At 69.4% G+C, this 22,529-nt stretch carries 19 protein-coding genes and 2 pseudogenes; 11 read left to right on the top strand and 10 right to left on the bottom strand.

The window, feature by feature from the left end:
* Window positions 1–448: 448 nt before the first annotated feature.
* Both J4H86_RS00005 and J4H86_RS00010 read right to left on the bottom strand, forming a co-directional pair.
* Window positions 449–889, bottom strand: a complete 441-nt coding sequence (locus tag J4H86_RS00005; protein WP_236541144.1) for an aldehyde dehydrogenase family protein — start codon at window positions 887–889, stop codon at window positions 449–451.
* A gap of 163 nt (window positions 890–1,052) precedes the next feature.
* Window positions 1,053–2,246, bottom strand: coding sequence for an iron-containing alcohol dehydrogenase family protein (locus J4H86_RS00010; protein WP_269134508.1), 1,194 nt, complete (start codon window positions 2,244–2,246; stop codon window positions 1,053–1,055).
* 399 nt (window positions 2,247–2,645) lie between these two features.
* Between J4H86_RS00010 and J4H86_RS00015 the strand changes: the two genes are divergently transcribed.
* The 3 genes and pseudogenes from J4H86_RS00015 (at window position 2,646) to J4H86_RS00025 (ending at window position 5,661) form a co-directional block, all read left to right on the top strand.
* Complete coding sequence (locus J4H86_RS00015) at window positions 2,646–3,233, top strand: TetR/AcrR family transcriptional regulator (protein WP_236541130.1); 588 nt, start codon at window positions 2,646–2,648, stop codon at window positions 3,231–3,233.
* Window positions 3,226–4,099: pseudogene (locus tag J4H86_RS00020) on the top strand (ABC transporter ATP-binding protein). The gene J4H86_RS00015 and the pseudogene J4H86_RS00020 overlap by 8 nt, the downstream one beginning before the upstream one ends.
* A complete protein-coding gene (locus tag J4H86_RS00025; RefSeq protein WP_236541132.1) occupies window positions 4,096–5,661 on the top strand; it encodes a fluoroquinolone export ABC transporter permease subunit in 1,566 nt (521 codons plus the stop codon). The pseudogene J4H86_RS00020 and the gene J4H86_RS00025 overlap by 4 nt, the downstream one beginning before the upstream one ends.
* A gap of 64 nt (window positions 5,662–5,725) precedes the next feature.
* On the opposite strand, the gene J4H86_RS00030 is transcribed toward J4H86_RS00025, so the two are convergent.
* Genes J4H86_RS00030 through thrC form a run of 3 tightly spaced genes read right to left on the bottom strand, consistent with a single transcriptional unit; the run spans window position 5,726 to window position 10,050 of the window.
* Window positions 5,726–7,234 carry a sodium:solute symporter family protein gene (locus J4H86_RS00030; protein WP_236541133.1) on the bottom strand — a complete coding sequence of 503 codons (1,509 nt, stop codon included), beginning with the start codon at window positions 7,232–7,234 and terminating at the stop codon, window positions 5,726–5,728.
* Between the two features lie 24 nt (window positions 7,235–7,258).
* Window positions 7,259–8,866 (bottom strand): N-acyl-D-amino-acid deacylase family protein, encoded by a 1,608-nt coding sequence (locus J4H86_RS00035; protein ID WP_236541134.1) that lies wholly within the window; start codon window positions 8,864–8,866, stop codon window positions 7,259–7,261.
* Window positions 8,866–10,050 carry a threonine synthase gene (gene thrC, locus J4H86_RS00040; protein WP_236541135.1) on the bottom strand — a complete coding sequence of 395 codons (1,185 nt, stop codon included), beginning with the start codon at window positions 10,048–10,050 and terminating at the stop codon, window positions 8,866–8,868. Before thrC ends, J4H86_RS00035 begins: the two co-directional genes overlap by 1 nt.
* 249 nt (window positions 10,051–10,299) lie before the next feature.
* Between thrC and J4H86_RS27535 the strand changes: the two are divergent.
* The 5 genes and pseudogenes from J4H86_RS27535 to J4H86_RS00060 form a co-directional block, all read left to right on the top strand.
* A pseudogene (locus tag J4H86_RS27535) lies at window positions 10,300–10,440 on the top strand (helix-turn-helix domain-containing protein); the annotation flags it as partial.
* Between the two features lie 46 nt (window positions 10,441–10,486).
* Window positions 10,487–11,038 (top strand): IclR family transcriptional regulator, encoded by a 552-nt coding sequence (locus J4H86_RS00045; RefSeq protein ID WP_236541146.1) that lies wholly within the window; start codon window positions 10,487–10,489, stop codon window positions 11,036–11,038.
* Window positions 11,039–11,949: 911 nt separating this feature from the next.
* Window positions 11,950–12,333 carry an Atu4866 domain-containing protein gene (locus tag J4H86_RS00050; protein WP_236541137.1) on the top strand — a complete coding sequence of 128 codons (384 nt, stop codon included), beginning with the start codon at window positions 11,950–11,952 and terminating at the stop codon, window positions 12,331–12,333.
* Between the two features lie 816 nt (window positions 12,334–13,149).
* A complete protein-coding gene (locus J4H86_RS00055) occupies window positions 13,150–13,647 on the top strand; it encodes a DUF5994 family protein (RefSeq protein WP_236541138.1) in 498 nt (165 codons plus the stop codon).
* A gap of 53 nt (window positions 13,648–13,700) precedes the next feature.
* Complete coding sequence (locus J4H86_RS00060) at window positions 13,701–14,123, top strand: STAS domain-containing protein (RefSeq protein WP_236544196.1); 423 nt, start codon at window positions 13,701–13,703, stop codon at window positions 14,121–14,123.
* Window positions 14,124–14,493: 370 nt separating this feature from the next.
* Here J4H86_RS00060 and J4H86_RS00065 read toward each other — a convergent pair whose 3' ends face one another.
* Complete coding sequence (locus J4H86_RS00065; RefSeq protein ID WP_236541139.1) at window positions 14,494–15,309, bottom strand: class I SAM-dependent methyltransferase; 816 nt, start codon at window positions 15,307–15,309, stop codon at window positions 14,494–14,496.
* Window positions 15,310–15,437: 128 nt separating this feature from the next.
* Between J4H86_RS00065 and J4H86_RS00070 the strand changes: the two genes are divergently transcribed.
* Entirely contained in the window at window positions 15,438–15,863 is a 426-nt protein-coding gene (locus J4H86_RS00070; RefSeq protein WP_330932465.1) for a GbsR/MarR family transcriptional regulator, read from the top strand.
* A gap of 43 nt (window positions 15,864–15,906) precedes the next feature.
* Here the strand turns inward: J4H86_RS00070 and J4H86_RS00075 are convergent, their stop codons facing one another.
* Both J4H86_RS00075 and J4H86_RS00080 read right to left on the bottom strand, forming a co-directional pair.
* Window positions 15,907–16,578, bottom strand: a complete 672-nt coding sequence (locus J4H86_RS00075) for a poly-gamma-glutamate hydrolase family protein (RefSeq protein ID WP_236541141.1) — start codon at window positions 16,576–16,578, stop codon at window positions 15,907–15,909.
* A gap of 172 nt (window positions 16,579–16,750) precedes the next feature.
* The gene (locus tag J4H86_RS00080) at window positions 16,751–17,221 is read right to left on the bottom strand and encodes a hypothetical protein (protein ID WP_236541142.1); all 471 of its coding nucleotides are present in this window, start codon (window positions 17,219–17,221) and stop codon (window positions 16,751–16,753) included.
* A 127-nt stretch (window positions 17,222–17,348) separates the two neighbouring features.
* On the opposite strand from J4H86_RS00080, the gene J4H86_RS00085 reads away from it, so the two are divergent.
* Window positions 17,349–17,579: a hypothetical protein gene (locus tag J4H86_RS00085; protein WP_236541148.1), complete on the top strand. Its 231-nt coding sequence runs from the start codon at window positions 17,349–17,351 to the stop codon at window positions 17,577–17,579.
* Between the two features lie 65 nt (window positions 17,580–17,644).
* Here J4H86_RS00085 and J4H86_RS00090 read toward each other — a convergent pair whose 3' ends face one another.
* Window positions 17,645–20,323 (bottom strand): ATP-binding protein, encoded by a 2,679-nt coding sequence (locus J4H86_RS00090; protein WP_236541149.1) that lies wholly within the window; start codon window positions 20,321–20,323, stop codon window positions 17,645–17,647.
* Window positions 20,324–20,505: 182 nt separating this feature from the next.
* Window positions 20,506–21,383, bottom strand: a protein-coding gene (locus J4H86_RS00095; protein ID WP_394356428.1) for an IS5 family transposase whose coding sequence is annotated in 2 segments (ribosomal slippage) — window positions 20,506–21,012 and window positions 21,015–21,383 — 876 coding nt in all. Because the reading frame shifts where the segments join, the coding sequence is not laid out codon by codon here.
* 281 nt (window positions 21,384–21,664) lie between these two features.
* Here J4H86_RS00095 and J4H86_RS00100 point away from each other — a divergent pair.
* Window positions 21,665–22,519 carry an NmrA family NAD(P)-binding protein gene (locus J4H86_RS00100; protein WP_236541150.1) on the top strand — a complete coding sequence of 285 codons (855 nt, stop codon included), beginning with the start codon at window positions 21,665–21,667 and terminating at the stop codon, window positions 22,517–22,519.
* The last annotated feature ends 10 nt before the right edge of the window (window positions 22,520–22,529 follow it).

Here is a 22,529-nt window from a genome sequence, read left to right on the forward strand (position 1 = left end):
CGACGACCTCGGAACCGTCGGTCGACCGCGGGTGCTGGATTGGCTCGACCCTCTTCGTCGCCGCGCGTCACGCCCGACACAGCCTCCAGTGGTCCCACGCGGGAGTGTCCCCGCGAGACGTCAAACGCACGGACCCGCCGACGCACGGCGTCCAGCAGGGGCTCGGCCACGAACTGACCACGGACGAGCCGGGAACGTCGGCGGTGCAACCGCTTGTCCGGCCTGGGCGGAAGGCCCCGCCACTCTGGTCCCGCCCCGCGACCTCCAGATCGGCGTCGGCGAGGACGGCGACCGCGTTCTTTCCGCCCATCTCGTCTGCAGTCCGTACCGGCCGGCCCGCGAGGCGACGCTGGTAGGTCCAGACCGATCTCGGTGGACCGGTGAAGCTCACGGGCGCGTAGCGCGTCGTCGTCCAACAGCGCGTCGCCCATCTCCCGGACCCGGCCCGTCACGGTGCCGACGACCCTGCCGGGACGCCCGCCTCGTGCAGGATCCGGGCGAGGTTCAGGACGATGAGGGGCGTGAGCGTGGCCGGCTTGATCACCACCGCGTTGCCCGCGATCAAGGCCGGGGCCGCCTTCCGCGCCGGGGTCAGCAGCGGGTCGTTCCAGGGGGTGATCAGGAGCGTCACCCCGAGGGGCTCCCGGATCACCCGGGTCTGGGTCCCCGGGCGGGCGTCGGGAACGAGCTCACCGAAGGGTAGGCGGGCCAGACCGCCGAAGTAGTCGAAGAAGTCGGCCGCCTTCGTCACCTCGGTGGTCGCCTCGGCGAGGGTCTTGCCCATCTCGCCGACGATGATCCGTGCCAGGCCGTCCCGCTCCGCCCGCAGTCTGGCGGCCGCGGCCCGCAGCACGTCCCCCCGCGCGATCGGTCCGAGGGCCCGCCACACACGCGCCCCTCCCGAGCGGCCTCGTAGACGCCGCGGACGTCGGACACCGTCATGGCGGGCACCTTGCCGACGGTCCTGCGCAGGTCGGCGGGGGTCGCGGACCTCGATCAGGTCGGTGCTGCAGTGCCGAGGAAGTCTCCAGCGACGAGATTGCCGGTGACGGTCATGCTGACTCCATTCCCGTGGTGACCGCGAAGGCACCCTCGAGGTCGCCGTCGCGCATCGTGGTCAGGAGCGCGCGAACACGCTCGAGGTTCATGGGTTCGGGGTTGGTGGGTCGGGGGTAGAGCTCCACGGTGCGCCGCGCCATCGCGTCCTCCACGCCGGCGGGGACACCGGCCTCGTTCAGGGACCCCGGCTGTCCGACCCGTCGAACCAGGGCCAGGACCTCCTCCGCGGCGGCGCGTAGGTCCCGCGTCGGCTCTCCGACGAGGGCGCTCGCGAGCAGCGTCGCCCGGCGCTCCTCGACGCGGTGGTTGTAGGCGATCGTGTAGGGCAGGGCCAATCCCGTCGTCGTGCCATGGGGGAGGGGCCGCTCGTGGTTGACCGCGTACCCCAGGCTGTGGCCGAGCACCACCCCGGCGTTGAGCGCGAGGCCGGCGTGGTAGGCCGCGACGAGCAGGCGACCCGTGGCGTCCCGGTCCCCGCCGTAGGCCGCGTCCAGGTTCCCGGTGACGAGCCGGATGGCCGTCTCGGCGTGGACCTCCGTCAGCGGAGTGCTGCTGCTGGCGAGGATCGACTCGCTGGCGTGGGCGAGCGCGTCCAGGCCGGTGGACGCGACGACGGGCGCGGGCAGGTCGGCGACCAGCCGCTCGTCCAGGACGACCAGGTCGGGCACGAAGGCCGCCGAGGCCGCGATCCGCTTCTCGCCCCCGTCGGTGATCATCGAGACGCGGGTCACCTCGGCTCCCGTGCCAACCGTGGTCGGGACCAGCACCAGCTCGGGCGGACGGTGCGGTGGCTCCACGGCACCGAACCAGTCCGAGCTCGTCCCGTCGTTGGTGACGAGGAGAGCGATCATCTTGGCAGCGTCCAGCACCGAACCGCCGCCGACGCCCACCACGGCCCCCACGCCGCGCGCGCGGGCCACCCAGGCGGCGGAGTCGACCTGGTCGGAGGTGAGCTCCGGACCGAAGTCCGACACCACCTCCGGGACGACCCCCAGGGCACGGAACTCCTCCACCAGAAGACGTACCGACGGGTGGTCCACGAGTACGCGGTCCACGGCCAACAGCACGGAGCCGGCGCCCCCCGGGCGCGTCAGCCCGTGGGGAACCGCGTGCAAAGTGTCCGCTCCCACCCACGTGCGTTTCGGAGCGAGGAAGGTCGCGGGGGAAGGCGGGTGACCAGAACTCATAGTGGATACCGATCCCTCAGTTTTTGGATCCAATACACAGCAAAGAGTGTCACCAACCGTGTGTCGAGGTCAAGATGGAGGCTGAGGGGGTTCGAGGGAGCCGCCATGCGGAGGACGCCTCTCATTTCGCTGGCCTGGCCGTTTGCGGTGGCATCAGGTCTCGGTGGAAGGGGTGGTTGCTGATGGGCAAGAGTGGTGCGTATTCAGATTGGATCCAATTGCGTCGTCGGGTCCTGGGTGTGCGCCCCCGCGCATCCGGCGCCTGGGAAGCTCGTGCCTTCCGCGCGCCGGCCGCCTCGTCGCGAGCGGACGAACTCGGTCGTCCGGTTGGGTCCGGGGTTCCGGAGGGTAATGTGATGGAGTAACATGTTATGAACTAACGTCAATTGGTGGGGGGACATGACGGACTGGCGTGAGCGGAAGCGGGAACGCACGCGGGCCGCGTTGCGGGAGGCGGCGTTCCGCCTGTTCGCCGAGCGGGGGTACGAGGACACGACCGTCGCGGACATCGCGGCCCAGGCGGGGGTCTCACACATGACGTTCTTCCGGTACTTCCCCACCAAGGAGGACGTGGTACTGCGGGACGACTACGACCCGATGCTCGAGGAGCTGGTGCGCGCCCAACCGTCGGAGCGTCCTCCGCTGCGGCGGGTTCGCGACGCGGTCATGCGTGCGATGCCGGAGGTCTACGAACGAGACCGCGAGGCGTTGCTGCTGCGGTCCCGCCTGTTGTTGGACACTCCGGCGCTGCGGGCCCGGATGGGAGAGAGCCTGCGGGGATCCCAGATCGCGTTCGAGAGAGGGCTGTGCGACCCACCGGGGACCGAGGAGGTGCCGATGGCCGTGCGTGTCGTCGCGGCGGCTTGTGTCTCCGTGCTCACCACCGCCATCACCATCTGGGTCGAGGACGGCGGGGGCGGGGACCTTCCCACGCTCATGGGTCACGCGTTCGACACTCTCGAGGCGGCTGGAGCCCAGGGTGGATGAGCGCGCCCACGACGTCATCTCGGTGCGGGACCTGTCCGTGCGCTACCGCCGGGCGCGTACCGACGCGGTGCGGGGGATGGAGTTCACGGTGGGAGCGGGCGAGGTCTTCGGTTTCCTCGGCCCCTCCGGGGCGGGCAAGTCCACCGTCCAGCGGGTTCTGACCCGGCTGGTGCGTGGTTACGGGGGTGAGGTGCGGGTGTTCGGTCGACCCCTGCCGGAGTGGGGACGGGAGTACTACGAGGAGATCGGCGTGGGCTTCGAACTGCCCGCCGAGTTCACCCGCCTCACCGCCAGGGAGAACCTGGAGGTCTTCGCCTCCCTCTACCGTGGTCCGACGGTCGACACCGCGGAGCTGCTGGACCGTGTGGACCTGGGGGAGTCCGCCGACCAGCGGGTGGGCGGGTTCTCCAAGGGCATGAGGATGCGCCTGAGCCTCGCGCGCGCGTTGCTGAACCTTCCCCGGCTGCTCTTCCTGGACGAGCCCACCTCGGGGCAGGACCCCGTTCGCGCCGCGCGGCTCCGTGAGGTCATCCGCGCCGAGGTGGACCGGGGCGCCACCGTCTTCCTCACCACCCACGACATGCGCACCGCGGAGGACCTGTGCGACCGGATCGCCTTCGTCGTCGATGGTCGGATCGCCGCCATCGACACCCCGGACGGTTTTCCGCCGTCACTACGGTCACCCCGGTGTCGTGGCCGAGTACGTGGTCGGCGGCCGGCCCCACCGTCGCACCTTCGAGCTCACGGACCTGGGGGCCGGCGGCGCACTGTCGGCACTCGTGGACTCTGGCTCGGTGACCACCCTGCACACGCGTGAGGCGACACTCGACGACGTCTTCGCCGCGGTGACCCAGGTCCGACTGTGAACGGCGTCGCCGCGACGTTCGCGCTGGAGGCACGGGTCGTGTGGCGCTACGGGGTGGTGGCGGTCTCGGCCGTCCTGGCCGCGTTGTGGACCGGGATGCTGTTGGCCGTGCCGGCCCCCGGGGCACAGGTGCTGGCTCCCTATCTCCTGTTCCTGGACACGGCCGGATTCGGCGCGCTGTTCGCCGTCGGTCTGCTCATGTTCGAGAGGGTCGAGGGTACCGCCGCCGCGCGGGCCATCACCCCCGTCAGCCACAGGAAGGCCATGCTCGTCCGGGTCGGGGTACTGACGCTCCCGGCGATCGCCATGGCGGTCCCCATGACCGCGGTGACCGTGCCGGCCGGGCGGATCTGGGGAGCGCTGGCGTACACCACGGGCGGCGTCGCGCTCACCTCGATCCTGCTGGTGGCCCTGTGTCTCGGGTTGGGCGCGCGCACCCGCACCTTCCAGGGGGCCATGCTCGCCACCGCGCCGGCCATCCTCCCGTTCACCGTGCTCCCGGTTCTCCACCTGGCCGGTGTGGCCCAGACTCCGCTGCTGTGGGTGGTTCCCACCACGGCCACCGCCGAGCTGATCAATCGTGGCGTGACCGGACAGGCGGGAACACCACAGGGGCCTGGCGAGCCGATCGCTCTGCTATACGCGGTGGCGTTCGCCCTGGCCGTGTGTTGGTGGGCGGTCGGACACGACACCGTGACGGACGTGGAGGCATCCAGCCTGGACAAGGAGGAGGCCGACCCGGTGCGCGCCGGCCGGGAACCCGGGCGGGACACGACGCGGAGCTCCGCCCGGGTACGCCCACGCCGCCCCGCCGGATCCAGGCGTCGGGGACACCCCGTCACGCGGCTGGCCCGGCACGAACTGGGCGGTGTCCACCGCGATCCGCTCCTCCTGGCCGTGGGCCTCGGCCCGTTGCCGTTGGCGCTCGTCCTGCGATGGGCGCACCCAGTGGTCGACGAGTACCTTCGGACGGCCCACGGCGTCGACCTCGCCGCCCACATCCCCGCCGTGTTCGCGACACTGGTCCTGCTGCACGTTCCCATGATCGTCGGAGCGGTGGTGGCGCTGCGCGTCGCCGAGGACACCGACGACAACATTTTGCTCATACTCCGCGTCTCACCGCTGTCACTGACCGGCTACTTCGGTTTCCGAGCCGGTACGGCCGCGCTGCTCGCCCTTCTCGGCCTCGCCGTCGCCGTACCCGTGTCGGGTCTGGCCCCGTCTATGTCGCCGGGGCTCGCGGCCGCCATCGTCCTCGCCACGCTGTTCGCACCCCTGGCCGTACTGGCCACGACGGCCTACGCGAGCAACAAGGTCGAGGCCCTCGTGGTCATCAAGACCGTGGCCGCTGTCTCCGTCCTGACACCCGTGCTCGTCTGGATCCTGCCCACACCCTGGTGGTCCCCACTGCTCGCCCTCCCGCCCACGTGGCCGCTCCTGTTCCTCTCCGGATACCCGGGTGAAGACGTGCCTCCGGCCGTGGTCCTACTGGGCGGGGTGGCGGTCGCCGGTGGCCTCGCTCTCACCCTGATCCGGCGGATACGATCGCGCCTGCTGACCTAGCCCCCTCCGGGCGGTGGGTGGACGGTGGGGGCGGCGCGGGGGCCACCCCCACCGTCCACCCCTCCTACACCTCGCGCTCCTCGGTTGGGGTGGATTCGCTGCGGCGCAGGTGGGTCCCGACCTCGAGCTCGGCCCGTTCGTCGGCGAGGATGCGCAGCGCCTCCGCGTCGCTGGTCTGCCGGCGTGGGGTCACCAGACTCACCACGACCCCGACGATGAGCGCCGCGGCGAGCGACGGGATCGCGGGGTTGCCCCAGAACTCGGTGAGAGGGGCGCTGAGATTGACGGTCATGGCCGCGACCGCGCCGCCGATGATCGCGCCCAGGCCTCCCTGCCACGTGGTGCGCCGCCAGAACTTTCCGAGCAACGCGGCCACGAGCAGGCCGGTGAGCACCGTCGAGATCATCGTCGTGATGTAGTCGATGATCGTCTCCGCCAGCAGGGCACCGCACAGGGCGAGTACCAGGACGGCGACCAGCGCGATCCGCGAGAGGAACACCATGTTCTCGGCCTTGGGAAGCCGGCCCGTGACCAGGTAGCTGATGTCGCGCAGGAAGATCGTGACGCCGGTGAGCGCTTCGGAGTCCCCGGACGACATGGTCGCCGAGAGTCCGGATACGAGGAGCAGCGCGCCGACCCAGAGCGGGAAGACCTCCGTCGCCAGGTAGGGGAACGCGAGGTCGGGGTTGTCCATCCCCGGGCTCAGGACCTGGGTGGAGAGGCCGACGATGGGAGGAGCGATCGCGAAGATCGCGAAGAGCACCCCGACCAACGCGAAACTCTGGCGCGCGGTCCGCGTGTTCTTCGCCGAGTAGATGCGCTGCCGGTGCGAGGGCGTGGCGAGCACTCCGACCGCGATGACCACGGCGAGCGAGATCGCCGGCACGAGACCGAACGCCTCGATGCCGAAGAAGGAGGTCGACGCCGCGGGTGCGCCGTCGTTGATGGCGCCGAAGCCACCGACCTTCACCAACGCGAGCACGGCGAGGATGGTGAATCCGAGGAACAGGATGGTTCCCTGCACCATGTCGGTGACCACGACCGCGAGATAACCGCCGATCACGGTGTAGAGGCCGAAACCGACCGCGACCACGACCTTGGCGAGAGCCATGTCCATACCGGTGAGGTAGGAGAGGTAAAGCGCTCCGCCGAGGATGTGCGCACCCAACCAGCCGATCGTGGCGAGGAACAGGACGATGGCGACGGTGCCCTTGATGACGCGGTTCGCTCCGTAGTAGAAGCTCATCTCCTCCGGGAAGGTCATGAAGCCGTGTTCACGAGCGTCGGCGAATAACCAGAGCAGCAGGAAGATGCCCACGGCCCCGCCCAGCCCGTAGAGCGCGCCGGCCCAGCCGTTCGTGTACGACAGGCTGACGGCACCGAGGCTGGATCCGGTGCCCACCAAGGTGGCCAGGGCGCTTCCGGTGACCATCGGGATGGTCAGTCGTCTTCCCGCGAGCAGGAAGTCTTCTCCGGTGCGGTTGCGGCGGGCGACCAGGATTCCCAGGCCGAGCATCAGTACGATCGTGGCCAAGAAGGCCATCAAATACACGGAGTTGGATTCGGCTGTCATGTTCGTGGGCCAACCTTCCGTTCGTCAGGCGATAGGGCTCTTCTCGATCGGTAGAAGTGAGCCCGCCGTGCTTTGGGTGGCGAGACCGTTCGTCATCGCGAAGGCGCCGTTGACGACAACGGCGTGAATGTGTTCGGGGAAGCGTCGCGGGTTCGCGAATGTCGCGTGGTCCTCGATGTGCTCGGGCGCCACGACGACCAGGTCAGCCGCGGCGCCCGAGCGGATGACGCCTCGTCCCGGAATTCCGAAGCGCTCGGCGGGCAGTGTGGCCATCCGGCGCGTGGCTTCCTCGAGAGAGAAGAGCCGACGCTCGCGGACGTATTCGGAGAGCACGCGGGCGAAGGTGCCGTACATTCTCGGGTGCGTATACGGCTGCTGAATGGGCAGGCCATCCGATCCGATGAGGGACCACGGCCAGGAGAGCGCCGCTGTGACATCCTCTTCGTCGATCTGGAACATGACGACGGTGATCTCGCCGCGTTCCTCACACATCAGTTGGCAGAGACACTCCGCCGCGTCGACGCCGCGATCGGCCGCGATCTCGGAGAGCAGGACGCCCTCGTAGTCCGCGTTCTCCGGCTGCCGGAAGCCGGACAACAGAACGCGGTGCGCGCCTAGCGCCAGGAAGTTGTTCTCCTGCCGTTGCCATGGGCGGTGCAGGCTCTCCACGATCCGGGACCGATCGGAGGGCGTGTCCAGCAAGGAGAGCAGCCCCCGCACCCCTTCGGCGAGCGTCCAGGTTGGAAACAGGGCCGCCGCGGTCGTGCTGCCCGCCGTGTAGGGGTAGACGTCGGCCGTGATGTCGATCCCCTCTGACCGCGCACCGTCGAGCACGTCTAGGACCTCGCGCATGCGACCCCTGTTGCGCGGCGAGACCACCTTGAGGTGGCTGAGCTGGACCCTGACTCCGCTCTGTCGTGCGATGTCGAGCAGTTCCCGCAGGGACCCGACGACGTCGTCGCCCTCGCTGCGGATGTGTGCCGCGAGTATCCGGTCGTGCGCGGCGACGACGCGCGCCAGCGCCACCAGCTCGGCGTGGTCGGCGACGTCGCCGGGGGCGTACATCAGCCCGAGCGACAGTCCGGCCGCGCCGTGGTCCAACGCCTCGTCCAGGTCACGAACGGCGCGTGCGAGTTCGTGGGTGTCCAGGGGGCGGCGGGCGTAGCCGACGATCGACGCGCGCAAGGCGCCGTGCGGCACCAGAGCCACGGCGTTCGTCCGCAACCCGCTCGTGCTCAGATGGTCCAGATATCCGGGGAAGTCCCGCCAGGGGACGCTCTCGGGAAAGTGACCGAGGATCGGACCGGAATGGGACGCCTGCGCGTGTGGGTCGACCGCGACCGGCGCGCAGCCGTGCCCGCAGTTGCCGACCACGTTCGTGGTCACTCCCTGCATGACCTTCGGTTCGACGCCGCCGGACCGCAGCAACGCCAGATCGTCATGGGCGTGTACGTCGACGAAACCCGGGAAGACCACCGCACCCGTGACGTCCATGGTCGGCATGTCGGGGCTGGGCGTGATGGCGGCGACGGCGCTGATCCGGCCGTCCTCCACCAACACGTCGGCCCGGCGGCGTGCCTTCCCCGTTCCGTCGATGACCTCGCCACCGTGCAGAAGCATCCGATCCGACATCAGACCGTCATTCCTTCCGCCGTCTCGGGAAGCGCCCCGAGGTGGTCGATCGCCTCGTCGGCGTCGGCGACCACGGGGTCGTCCGGCCCGGCCTCGGCGGACAACGTCTTGGCGCCGTTCCCGGTGAGCACGCACACGACGGTCTCGTCCGGACCGATCGTCCCCCGCGCCCGCTGCGTCCGGACGGCGACCAGATCGGCGGCGGCCCCCGACTCGATGAGCAGCCCCTCCCGGTGCGCGAGTTGGTCCACGGCCTCACCCGCCGCGGTATCGCTCACGGTCGCCATGACCCCGTTCGACTCGCGCACCAGCCGCAGGGTGTAGGTACCGTCGGCTGGATAGCCGCGCAACGGGTCGGATATCGCTGAGATCCGGGTCCGGACCTCCGGCCAGGGGACGACCTCCGTCGCGTCCCGGGCGAAGGCGTCGGCGATCGGCGCACAGCCCTCCGCCTGCACGCCGAGGATCCGTGGCAGCGCCGCGACCTCCCCCGAGTCCCGTAGCTCCCGGTAGGCGGTCACGATGCCGTGCACGAGCGGGCCCGCGCCGATCGGCACCACGATCCAGTCCGGGGTATCACCGAGCTGGTCCGCCAGTTCGTATCCGGCGCTCTTCAGCCCGGCGACGGCGACTGGATTGACGTATGTCGTGGTGAGGTTGATCCAGCCGAAGCGGTCAGCCAGCTCCCGTGCCGCACGAAAGGTGTTGCTGTAGTCGCCTCGTACCCGAAGCACCGTCGCGCCGTGTGCGCGGGCGATGGCGGCCTTACCGGGGGGAACCGCCTCCGGCGTCAGGACTACCGCGGGGAGTCCGGCGCGCGCCGCGTACGCGGCCGTCGATCCGGCCGCGTTACCGCTCGACGCGCACACCACGGCGCGTGCCCGCTGCCGCACGGCCTGCGCCACCCCCACCGCCGTCGCCCTGTCCTTGAAGGACCCCGACGGGTTCAGGTGATCGAGCTTGAGCATCAGGCGTTCGACGCCGCACCACTCCGCCGCCGCGGCCGCCGGCACGACCGGGGTCCCCCCTTCGCCCATGCTCAGCCACGCGGTGTCCGAGGTGACCGGCAACCGACCCGCGTATCTCCACATACCGGGCAGGTTCGTGGTGTGGGCGAGTGTGGGCGTCGCCGGAGGGAGAACGACCGGCCCACCGCAGTTCGCGCAGTAGTCCGGAAACGTCATTTCCTGGTCGCGCCCACACATGGCGCAAATTCCGACAGGCGTGCGCCATTCGGTCTGTGTCAACTCATTCCTCCACGCCGATTCGCGTACGGGCTGAGTGGTCGCACTGAACCACCGCATTGCTTGCATATATTGCAAGTAGGTTGCGTATAATGGGGGAAATCTAACGAGATTCTGATCGCGACGTCAAGGGGCCCGTTGGCGGGGGTCGGCCCGAACCTCGGCTGGACGGGCGGAAAGGATGGGCAGATGAGTGAGAGTCTTCGGCGTGGCCTCAAGGTCCTCGCGACGCTTTCCGACGAACCGGCGACCGCCAGCCAGGTCGCGGAGTCCCACCGGGTCAGCCTCTCGACGGCGGTGCGACTGCTGCAGCTCCTCGTCGAGGAAGGCTTCGCCCGCGCGCGACGAGACCGGCAGGTATCACGTCGGGAGCAAGTTGCTCCAGGTCGCGTTCCACGCGGTGGCGGCGATGGATGTCCGTCAGGTCGCGGCGTCGAGTCTGCGTGCGCTCAACAGGAAGACCGGGCAGACGGTTCACCTCGGCTATTTCGAGAATCCGACGGTCATCTACGTGGACAAGTACGCGGGCAGCGCCCCGGTGCAGATGTACTCGCGGATCGGCATGCCCGCACCCCTGCACTGCACCGCGATGGGCAAGGCGGTCGCCGCGTTCCTACCGGCGGCCGAACGATCCGCGCTCGCCGCGGACCTCGACTACCCGGTGAGCACCGAGCGCACGATCACCAACGCGGAGGACTACCTGGACGAGTTGGACGCCGTCCGGCGGCAGGGATACGCGCTGAACCTCGGCGAACACGAGGAGGTCGTCTCCGCCGTCGCCGTCCCGATCAGGCAACCGGACGGGCGGGTGCAGTACGCGATCGACCTGGCCGTGCCGAACGTCGTCGTCAGTGAGGACGAGTTGCGGGCCTTCATCCCGCTGGTGCTCGAGGCCGTGGCGGACATCGAACGCGCCCTCGGGTACTGATTACTGCCGGGATACGTCATCAACACCTTGGATCGCTGGGGGCTCGGCTCCCAACCCGCGCGGGTGTCGGGCCGGGCGTGGGGGCACGGACGCCCTGCGACCACACCGCGTAGGTCCGGTGACGACTTTGGTGAGCACGATGACCGGCATTCTCACAGCGGAGGTGCGGTCGATGCTCGCGCGCACGTCGAGCATCGACAACTGCCCGGAGCGCCCGGCACTGCCCGGCAAGTATCCGGCGGATACCGGGTGGTCTGCGCGTTCCTAGGCTGGACGTGCCTAGGACGACGCCTCTCTGGACGGCGCTCTCGCCAGGATCGAGGATGGGACCCGGTCAGGGTTGGGAGCGCCGGACAACAGGTAGCGCGGCCCCGGTCCCGTCACCGAAGCGTGGTGTAGCGGATGGCCGAGCATGATGAGCCGTACATCGATGGCGTCCGGCGTGCCCCGCCTGAGCCGACGGCCCCCGGGTCGCACCGGGTGGCGATGATGTCGGCGGCGAGCAACACGCCGGCCCCTTAGCGGCGACACGAGTCGCCGCCGAAGGACAGTCGAACCGCAGGACTGTCGAGCGGAGCCGAACGGATGCGCACGCCATCCGCACCCGCGGCAACCGGCTGTAGGGTGCCGGCAACGGCCCACACACAAGGAGCACCGAGAACGTTGACATCCGCCCTGATCATCACAGGCGCCCGCGTACACAGCAGTCCCCAGCTGTCCGCACCAGGTGATTTGCGGGTGAGGGGCACACGGATCACCGGCGATGAGGGTCCGCGGGACTCGGCGCATCTGATCGACGCCACCGGTGCCTCGGTCGTGCCATTGCTTGTGAACACAGTCTTCGACGATGCTGAGCCGGGCCAGCCCCGTACTCCTTCGATCTGACTCCGGGCCGACCTGCGACCTTCGCAGTGATCAGAGGCAGGGTCAGCAGCCGGCGGATCACCGAGACGCTGGTCGTCCAGCCCCAGGATCTGATCGCCGTCGTCGTCGAGGGAGAACTCATTGCCCTCCACGGCACACCGACGCGCCCCTCGGGCACAGACGAGCTCGACTCCGACGACCCACGACTCGGCCAATGGACGGACGCCAGGCGCGACATGACGCAGTACCTGAGCGAGGACGGGCGGTACACCGAAACGCGCAACGGCCGCCGCGACGCCTACACCGGACGCTTCTGGCTCAACGCCGATCGCGTCACCTACCTCGACGACACCGGGTTCTGGGCGTTCGGTCAGTACCACCGCGGTGTCCTCCATCACGCCGGATACGTTCTTCGCCGATCACGCGTCTGAACGACTGACGTCCCTGGTAGTCACACGCCGGCAAGCGCCCGCCTCCACGAATGGAGCCGACTCTCCCGACGGTCCGCCGCGAAGCGGTTCGGCCTGGGTTCCGTACCCGCCGCGCCCAACGCGGCCTCGGCGCGGGCCTCCGACCTGTCGGGCCTGCCGCGCGCCGACATATCCAGTGCGGTGGCCTTTCCGAACTGAGACGAGGAAATCGACTACGCGATACGTCTGCTCGGCGAGGTGTCCAACGGCAGACCGCCGGGCTCGCCGCCGCTCTCCGCCGAGCCCTGGCGGGCAAAGGACACGAAAGCCGATCGCCTGAGACGCGACAGTGACGCGGGCCCAGGACTCGCCGGTGAGGACGACGGAGATGGTCTCGCTCCGGCTCCATCGCGTGGCCCTCGTACGCGGACAGCCTCCCACGCTGCTCGAGCACGCTCGCCACCTACTCCCATATCGCGGAGGTCAAGTGCTCGGGGACTTCGCCCATACCCCGTGCACGCCGCTCAATGCCTTGCTCTTTACCCCCGCGGGCGTAGGGTTGAGATATCTGGAGACGACGGCATTTCTGTTGGTGGGGATCGCTGCCACACCGGCCGTTCCGAAGGAGAGGTCGTGCCGATCTCATATCGCCGTCGAGTCTCGTTCCGCCGCATCGTGGCTGTTGAGACTCAGCCCCGTTGGCGCTGAGGTGATCCAGTCCTGGATCACCGGGCTACCTCGCCTTATGCGCAGGCTGTAGCCGTCATCCGCGCATCCCATCAACCCGGGACCGCACGCGGCGCGTGCGGCGTCTCGGGAGAACAGGAGCACCGCTCCATGCTGACTCCCACCCAACGCCGGCCCGTGGTCTCCGACACGCCGCCCTCGGTGCCCCGGTTGCTGCTGCAATCCTTGACAGCCCACCACGCCGTGCTCGACGGCGGCTGGTGGCCGCGGTGCAACGATCCCGTCGCCGAGCTACCCGGCCTCATCCTCGCCCTCGACGACTACCGGGGTCCCATCCACCACGTCATGCTGGGGGCGACCGGCTGGAAGAACCGGCCCCACCTGCTGGAAGTAGCCGGGCGCGCGATCCGGCTCGAATGGTTCACCTCCATGCCGGCTGACTCACTCGCCGCGATCAGCACCAACGGAGCCCGGGTCGACCTATTGGTCGTCCCACCCGGGGTGAACATGCCAACAGCGTGGGCCGCCATCGGACTGGCCGCCCAACACGCCAACATCACCCACGCAGCCGACCTGATCACCGCCGCCGAGCGCCTGCTGCTGGACCCCGACAACGCCGACTGGGCACCCGAAGGCGGGCGGCGATGACCCGCCGAGGCCGGGCCAGCGCCCCTCGTGCCCGTTCACGCGGGAAGCTGGGCATGGTGAGTGCGGCGCCCGCGCTCCGGTACGGCCAGATCGGCGCGGATGGCGGATCGTCCGTGCCCCGCGGCCCAACCATTTCCGTCGTCAGGCCGCATGGCGAAATCGACTGCGCCGTCACCCCCGCGTTACGCGAATACCTGTTCACCGCACTCCGACCAGGGATGGAACTGCTGGTCATCGACCTGTCAGAGATCACCTTCTGCGACGCGGCCGGGCTCGCCGTACTGGTCGGGACGCGCCACCGGGCCGACCGGCTCGGCGTCGAGCTGCGGATGGCCGGGCCCCGGGCGCAGATGCGCCGGATCCTGCGCATCACCGGACTGGACCGTGTCCTCACCATCTATCCCACACTCGCCCAGTCCCTTGCTGAGGGCACGCGCTACGCAGTCCCCCACCCAGGAACGATCCGACCACGGTGAGCATGGGGCTCGACACCGGTTACGCCCCCCGCCATCAGCCACCTCGCCCCAGCCGTCGACGTCCCCAGGCAGCCCCGGGGGGAGCGGGGTGCCCGCTCCGTCGGGGGATTTTGTCACGGGCGATCGTGCCGTGCGAGCGCGGACGGTCTGTCCGATGGAAGTACGCGGGGACCCCAGAGCCATCCCTGGGGCCGGGACAGTGGAGTCCGACTCCCTTCATTTCGTTTCGCGGGGACGATGACATTTCAGTGGCTCCGCGGGAGAAGTTCGTCGACGAGGTGTGCCGCGGACCGGATCCCTCCCCGGAGTCCTGACGCCGGGTGCGGGCGTGTGGCAATCACCTGACGGGGCCGCTGGATCGAGCGCTCCGCTAGAACCGGAAGCGCACGATGCGCGTCGCTCGCGTCATTCCCGGGATCAGGTTCAGGAGGCGGTACGCGCGGCGGACGTTCGGGGGAGCCTTGGCCATCAGGACCGGCGCGTCGTACATCGGTGCTTCGTCGACGTACCTCAGCCGGGGATGGCAGTCGGCGAGCGTGGACGGATCGTCGAAGCCGCAGTGGATCCGGGTGCCATACTTACGGAGCGTGGGGTCCCACCTGGACATGCGCCATGCCCAGACCGGCGCCGTGTCGAACTGTAGCTGGCCGGTGGGGAACGCGTTGACCAGGCTGGTCAGTAGTCGCCGGAGATCGTCCTCGGTCAGGTACGGCACCAGTCCTTCAGCGATCATCAGCAACGGTCGGTCCCGGGGTACGGACTCCAACCAGGTCAGGTCGGTGACACTGGAGCTGATCAGGGTGTAGTGCTCGCGGGGCGGCAGGAAACGGTCCCGAAGCTCGATGACGCTCGGGTAGTCCAGGTCGTACCAGTCGACGGTGGAGGGCGGGTCGATCCGCTGAACCCGTGTGTCGAGGCCGCAGCCCAGGTGCAGTACCACCGTGTCGGGGTGGTCGGCGAGAAATCCACGGGCCCAGTCGTCGTGGGCCTTCGCGCGGACCACGGCTGCCAGGCCCATCTGACTGGTGCCGAACCCGCGGCTGTCGTACCCAGGGTCGAGGCGACGCATGACCCGCTCGGCGTGTCGGTCGCCGAGGATCGGATCCGGGAGTCGACAGTCCAGTGCTTTGGCCTTGAGGACGGGGCTGAGGGTCTGCTGTACTCCGAGGAGTTCGGTCTCCTTCATGGAAACGACACTACACTGAATTCACGAAATTCGTGAAATGATGGAATTGAGTGAGAAGGGGATTGCGATGACGCGGGCCGACGACGAGGGGCGCCACCGCGGACTTCCGGGAACGGTTCGCACAGGTCATGGTCGAATCCGGGATGCCCCGGATGGCCGCGCGAGTGTACGCCGCGTTGCTGGTCACCGACTCCGGAAAGCTGTCCGCCGCCGAGCTCGCCGAGCGACTGGGCGTGGGCGCGCCAGCGATCTCCGGGGCCGTCAAATACCTGGTTCGGACACGTCTAGTCGAACGCGGCCGTGAACCCGGCACTCGGCACGACTTCTGCCGGATCCACGACCACACATGGAGCCACTACATCAGCAGCTCTGACCCGGTCCTGGTCCGGGTGCAGACCAGCGCCGAGGAGGGGGTAGCGATCCTGGGCCCCGACTCCCCCGCGGGGCGACGGTTGGACGAGACCCGTCGGTTCTTCGGGTTCATGCGCGAGGAGGTGAAGCGCTCGATGGCGAAGTGGCAACGGCTCCAAGCCGCCGCGCGCGAGCCCGACTGATCGGTCCGCCGGTACCGCAGGGCACGGTCAGGGACGAGGGTGGTCAGCGCTGGGCCGCGGCTCGTTCGACGGCGGCGGTGTAGTCGCGGAAGGTCTCGGTGGGTGAACCGTCGTCGAGGAAGGTGGCGCGTTGTGCGTGGGTGATCTCCAGTTGGACACCCGCGCCTCGGGCGTTGCGGTTGGCGATGTTGTCGGGGTCTTCGCCCGCGAGACCGTCGGGGATCGAGTCGGGCGCGTCGAAGCCCGAGGCGCGGAGTTCCGCGCGGACCGTGTCGCGCAGTTCGGTGTCGAGCCCACCGACGTAGGTGGTGGGGTGATCGCCGGCGGCCCCGTGCCAGGAGATCGTGTAGTCGGAGGCGGCGACGACCTCTAGGGTCATGGGTTCGTCGAAGCGGGTGGCGGTGATGTGCAGAACGCCGTTTCCGCTCCGCTTGATCCCCTCGAACGTGGCGAAGGCGTGGTCACCGGCCTGGGCGGCGTGGTCGGCGAGTTCGGTGGTGGGGGGTTCGATGCGGCCTCCGTGGATGGCGATGTGCGCGAGGTCGGTTCCGCCGGCGCGCGTGGTCCGCCGGTAGTCCACGCCCTCGGTCTCGTGGGCGGCGAGTTCGGCGTAGTTGGCGTAGGTGTCCTCCGCCCCCGCGGTCGCCGGTACCCCGGGGACCAGGGTGAAGGTGAGAAACGCGGTCGTGGCCACGGTCGCGGTCCTGGTGATCACCTTGGTCCGTCCTTCCCGTTGGGTCCGGTCGCGCACCACGTTACGTGGCGCCGCTCGGCTTCGCCCGGCGATCGCCCGCGCCGCGTGGCGCGTCCTCCCAACCGGGTCAGGAACCCACGATGAGGTCGGGCCCTGCCGAGTCAGTGCCGACGCGGCCCATGTCCGCCCCCGGTCAGTTCAGTGCCTCCAGCGTCGAGCCGACGACGACGAGCATGAGTACGCCCCAGGCGAGGCTGGATACCAGGTTCCAGGCCAGGACCGCGCGTCGGTCGAGACCGGCGGCGGCCATGATGAACGCGGTCAACGAGATCGCGAACACCGTTGGGGTGAGCAGGCTGGCGACCGGGACGCCCCACTTCTCGACGCGGGCCAGGATGCGCTCGCGTCGCTTGGAGCGCTCGACCCGGCTCTTGCCCGTTCGTATCCGTCCGGCCAGGGACACGGCCGCGGTCACGGCCAGCGCGTTGCCCGCCACCGCACCGCCCAGGGCGATGGGCCAGCCCATGCCGACCACGTAGCCGATCACGGAACCGAAGTAGCTCTCCAGAAACGGGATGGTTCCGATGACGAAAACGGCGACGAACTGAAGGACGGGATGTAGGTCGTCCACGAACTGCGCGATCGTGGCGATCAAGTCGTTCACGTCAAGGCCTCTCAACCGAGGGTGGTCCTGCACCCGGGCATAGGGGGCCGAGCGCACAATCGGGAAGGATTCCGATTGTGTCGGTACGGAGGTCTCGCGTGGTACCCACACCCATCACCACCCTGTGATGACAGTTGTCATGGACGGAGGTGGTGGTCACGGGTCGGACGACGAGGCGCCCGGTGGCGCGGGAGACGTGGTGGTCTTCGGCCTGGCCCAGGGAGTCGTTTTCGAACGCTTGAACACCCGCAGCAAGAAGACCCCCGACGGAGGTGGCGTGGCATTCAGAGTCCACTCACTCTGGCGACGATGGAGCACCGCCAATGACCACGTCATCGACGACCGGCAGGCTGGGTGACTCCACCGGCAAGAACGGAGCGCGAACGGGCGCGTCAGGGGGCGTGCCCGCGTCCCGTCCTTGGGTCAGGTGACGTCGGGTATGTCCCTGAGCTGCCTGCGGGAGGTGATTCCGAGTTTGCGGAAGATGTTGCGCAGGTGGGCGTCGATGGTTCGCGGGCTGAGGAACAGGCGGGCGGCCACTTCCTTGGTGGTGGCACCCGCCGCGACCTCACGGGCGATGTGCATCTCCTGCATGGTCAACTGGTCGTAGGTGTGTTCCGCCCGCCCGCGCACCACGGCACCGGTGGCCCGCAGCTCTCCAGCGGCCCGCTCGGCGAACGCCTCCATGCCGATCCGTGAGAACAGCTCGTGCGCGGCGTTCAACTGCTCCCGTGCGTCACGGCGGCGCCCCGCGCGACGGAGCCACTCCCCGTAGCGCAGACGCGCCCGGGCGAGATCCGGCTCCAGCCAGGTGTCGGCCAGGTACGCGACGGACGTACGGTAGTCGTCCTCCGAGCCATGGACCAACGCCCGGGCACCGGCGGCGACGCTGAGGCCGTACTGGGTTCCCGCGTGCGCCGCGCGTTCGGTCAGGGAGGCGAGCGCGGACTCCGCCACCGCACGCTCGCCGCACCGGACCGCCGCCTCGACCAGCTCCGGGAGCGCGAAGCCGGAGGTGAACAGCTCACCGCGTGCCCATGTACGCGACGCGGCGGCCAACGCCTCCGGATACTCCCCGAGAGCATTGTGCAACACGGCCGCCGCGCTGTCGGTGTTCGCCGCCAGCTGCCCGACGCCCCTGTTCCCCACCTCGGCGAACAGGTCGAGTGCCTCCTGCCGGCGGCCCCGCATCGTCACCAGGTGCACCTTGGCGTACAACTGCGGCACGTCGCCGAAGGCGTCGGCGATCGCCTCCTCCTCAGCGATCGCCGCCATCGCGCGACCGAAGTCACCGGCGAACGCGGCGGACAACGCGACCTGCGACAAGGAGAGGCGGATGGCCATCGGCGACCCCGTGTCCCGCGCAGTCGCCCCCAACCACTCGACGATGGTGGCGTAGAGGTCCATGTCCCACAGTTCACCCGCGAGCATCGTGGCCAACGCCGGGACCCGGGTCCATCCCTCGTTGTCACCGGTGAGAGCCTCACGCAGTACCGGAGCTCCGGCCCAGTGTCCTTCGGTGTGCAGTAACACCAGCCCGTCGAGGAGGTCAGGGGAGTGGGGAGCCGGTGGCACCGATCGCGCCGCCGCGAGGACGCGGTCCATCACCCCGGCGGCCTTGCCGACGACGAGGGCCATCTCCAGCGCCGAGACCACACACTCGCGCGCGCGTCGCGGATCGGTGGAGGTGAGCCGCCGAGCGGCGCGGAGCATGAAGTCGGGCCCGCTGTCCGCCCCGTCCGCACCAATGGACAGCGCGATCTGACCGCGCAACAGGTCGACGGTCGCGTGCTCAGCATCATTCAGGGCGTCGGCGTCGATGCTTGCCACCAGATCCGTCGCGGCGTTCGCGTCGCCCGCCTCGAGGGTGGCCCTCGCGGCGGAGAGCGTCCGTCGCGTTTGTGTGTCGGGGTCCAGTGAGAGAGCCGCCGCACGTTCGAGGAAGGCCGCGGCCGCCGCCACACCGCCGCGCGCCTGGGCGCGCGAGGCCGACGCCTCCAGCCCCGCGGCCACGTGTTCGTCCGGCCCGGTCGTGGCCAGTGCGCGGTGCCACACCTGTCGGTCGGGGGCGACTCCTGGGTCGATCGTGTCGGCCAGGGCGCGGTGCGCCGTTCGACGCTGGGCCGCGTCGGCCGTGCGATAGACCGCCGAACGCGCCAGGGGGTGGCAGAATCGGGCCCGCGTGTCGAACCGCACCAGACCGGACGACTCCACGGCGGAGGACGCGGCGGGCACGTCGATGTCCAGCCGTTGGGCCGCCGCCCACACCAGTGTCGCGTCACCGGTGGGATCCGCGCTGGCGAGAACCAGCAACAGGCGCGCCTCGGGCGCGAGCTCGGCCGCTCTGGCGTGGAAGCTCCGCTCGATCCGGCTGGCGACCGGTGACGGTGTCGGAAGCGCGAACCCGCCGGCCTTCGGAAGCTCGATCAGGGCCAACGGGTTTCCGCGTGCCTCGGCGAGGATCCGATCCCGCACCCGGTCGTCGAGGGTCACGGTTCTCTCGGCCGCCAGGAGGGAGCGTGACTGCGCGTCGGTCAGGCCATCGAGCCTCAGTCCGGGCAGTTCGTCCAGCCCACGGACGGGTTCCTGGTCCCGGGCCGCGAACACCATCGCCACCGGTTCGGCCGAGACCCGTCGGGCCAGGAACGTCACCGCCCGAGCCGAGGCGTCGTCCATCCAGTGCGCGTCGTCGACGAGGCACAGAAGTGGACGTTCCGCCGCCGCGACGGCCATCAGGTCGAGGGCCGCGAGGCCGACCCGGAACGGATCCGGAACTCCCTCGGCGAGGCCGAACGCGACGCGCAGGGAGTCGTGATAGGGCGCCGACAGGGCCTCCAGGTGCCCCAACAGTGGCACACAGAGCTGGTGCAGCGTGGCGAACGGTAGCTCACCCTCGAACTCCGCCCCGGAGGCGCGGATGACCTGGAAGTCCTCCGACACCGCGCTCTCAACGTGACGCAGCAGTGTGCTCTTTCCGATTCCTGGCTCACCACGGACGACGAGCGCGCCGCCCGTACCCCGCCGTGCCGCGTCGGTCAGGGAGAAGAGAGAACTGATCTCGGTGTCCCGGCCAACAAGCGCGGGGACGGGACTCGCGGGCATGGAGAAAACCCTACTGGGGGACAGGAATCGTCGGGAACGTGGCGGTCGCGGCCCATCGGGGTGCGAGGAGGAGTCACCGCCCCGGTGTCATGGTCGGCACCTCCGACGGCCGCGGCTCGGCCACGGCCCGCACACGCAGGTCACCGACTCGGCGACGCCACCTACGGTGCGGCCGAACGCGTCTAGGTCGTGTTTTTTGAACGGGTGAGGTCGCGGAGCCAGATCCGGATGGAGGCGATTTGCGTGGTTCCGTCGTAGATCACGGCTCGTTTGTCGTATCTGGTCGCGACCGCTCGGTTTTGCTTGAGCAGGTTGATGGACCGTTCGACGGTGTTGCGGTTTCGGTAGGTGTCCCGGTCGAAGGTCGGGGGTCTGCCGCCTTTGGCTCCTTTGCGTTTGCGGTTGGCGCTTTGGTCGTGGGGTTGGGCGATGGTCGCCCGGATGCCTCGTCTGCGCAGGTGGGCCCGGATCGCTGATGAGGAGTAGGCCTTGTCTGCCAGTAGACGGTCTGGGCGAGTCCGTGAGCGGCCGGCGCTGCGCGGTAGCCGTAGCGCGGCCATTAGCGGCTCGAACATGCGGGTGTCCCCGCGTTGGCCGGGGCTGGTGGCGATGGCCAAGGGGCGGCGACGGTTGTCGGCGATCAGGTGAATTTTGGTGGTCAGTCCTCCCCGGGAGCGTCCCAGTGCTTCGGATCCGTCCGGTTCGTTCCGGGCCGTTTCCCCTTTTTTGTGGCGCCGGCGGCGTGGTGGTGGGCGCGCACGGTGGTGGAGTCGATGCCGACCTCGAGGGCCTCGCCGGTGGCGGCGTCGATACGCAGCCGTTCGGCGATCCTGTCCCAGGTCCCGTCCAGTGACCAGCGGCGGTGCCGCCCGGCGGCGGTCTCCCAGGGCCCGTACCGCTCGGGCAGATCCCGCCAGGGGATCCCGGTGCGGGTTCTGAACAGGATCGCGTTGATGACCTTGCGGTGGTCGGCCCACCGCTTTCCTTTGTGGGGGTGGGCGGGCATGAGCGGGGCGAGCAAAGCCCACTCAGCATCGCTAAGTTCATGGCGTCGAACCATGCCACCCAACACTTCCAGACCACCCACCCACCCCGCAGACCCTCCACAAAACACGGCCTAGGTGATTCTCACCGACGCGAACCAGTGGTCGCCCGGGAAACCCTGGCGGCATGACCACTGAGACGAACCGCTCGGTGCCAAGTCGCGACCGCGGCTGGCGCCCGGTGGGGTACTGAGGCGTCGCCCCGCGTCAGCGCACGTCCCGCCGACGGGCATCCCGTCAAGAACGCAGTGGTCCCAAGCGAACAGTCATTCGGCGCACTCCCAGAACGGACACAGACATGAACACTCCCACCGTGCTCGTGATCGGCGCGACCGGAACAGTGGGTTCCGCACTGGTCCCCGAGCTCAAGGGCCAGGGCGTGAACGTCCGCGCCATGGTCCGCGATCCCGCGCGAGCCGTCCCCGGAGTCGAGAACGTCGTCGCCGACCTCCGGGACCCGGACGCGCTCATGACGGCGATGAAGGACGTCCACGCGGTGTTCCTCAACAGTCCGTCGACCGAGGACGCCGCGGACCTGCAGAAGCGGGTCGCCTTCCTCGCCCAGAACGTCGGTGTGTCCAGGCTCGTGCCGTTGTCGCAGTACGCGGCGCGTGCCGACTCTCCCGTCCGCTTCCTGCGCTGGCACGCGGACGTCGAGAACTACGTCAGCCAACTCGACCTCGACGTTACGGTGCTGCGCCCCAACCTCTACATGCAGGGGCTGTTCGCCTTCGCCGGCACCATCGCACACGGTTGGTTCGGGGCGCCCATCGGCGCGGCCGCGGTCAGCGCGATCGACACCCGGGACATCGCGGCCTCCGCCGCCGCCGTGCTGACGGGGCAGGGCCACGGCGGCCGGACCTACACCCTGACCGGGCCGCGGGCGGTGACCCACGACGAGATAGCCGAGGCGATGGCGGCGGCCACCAGCCGGGAGGTCGTCTTCCGCGACGTGCCCCCCGGAGAGTTCGCCGCCGCGCTGGCCGACGCGGTACCGCCCTGGCAGCTCGACGGTCTCGTCGAGGACTACGCCCACTACGCCCGAGGTGAGGCCGCGGAGGTGCACACCTCCGTCACCGATCTCACCGGGAGGCCCGCGCGCGACATCACCGAGTTCGCACGCGACCACGCCGCCGTTTTCACCCCGGCCTGACGCCCGACAA

Origin of the sequence: Spiractinospora alimapuensis (assembly GCF_018437505.1) — a bacterium.
Lineage (GTDB): Bacteria > Actinomycetota > Actinomycetes > Streptosporangiales > Streptosporangiaceae > Spiractinospora > Spiractinospora alimapuensis.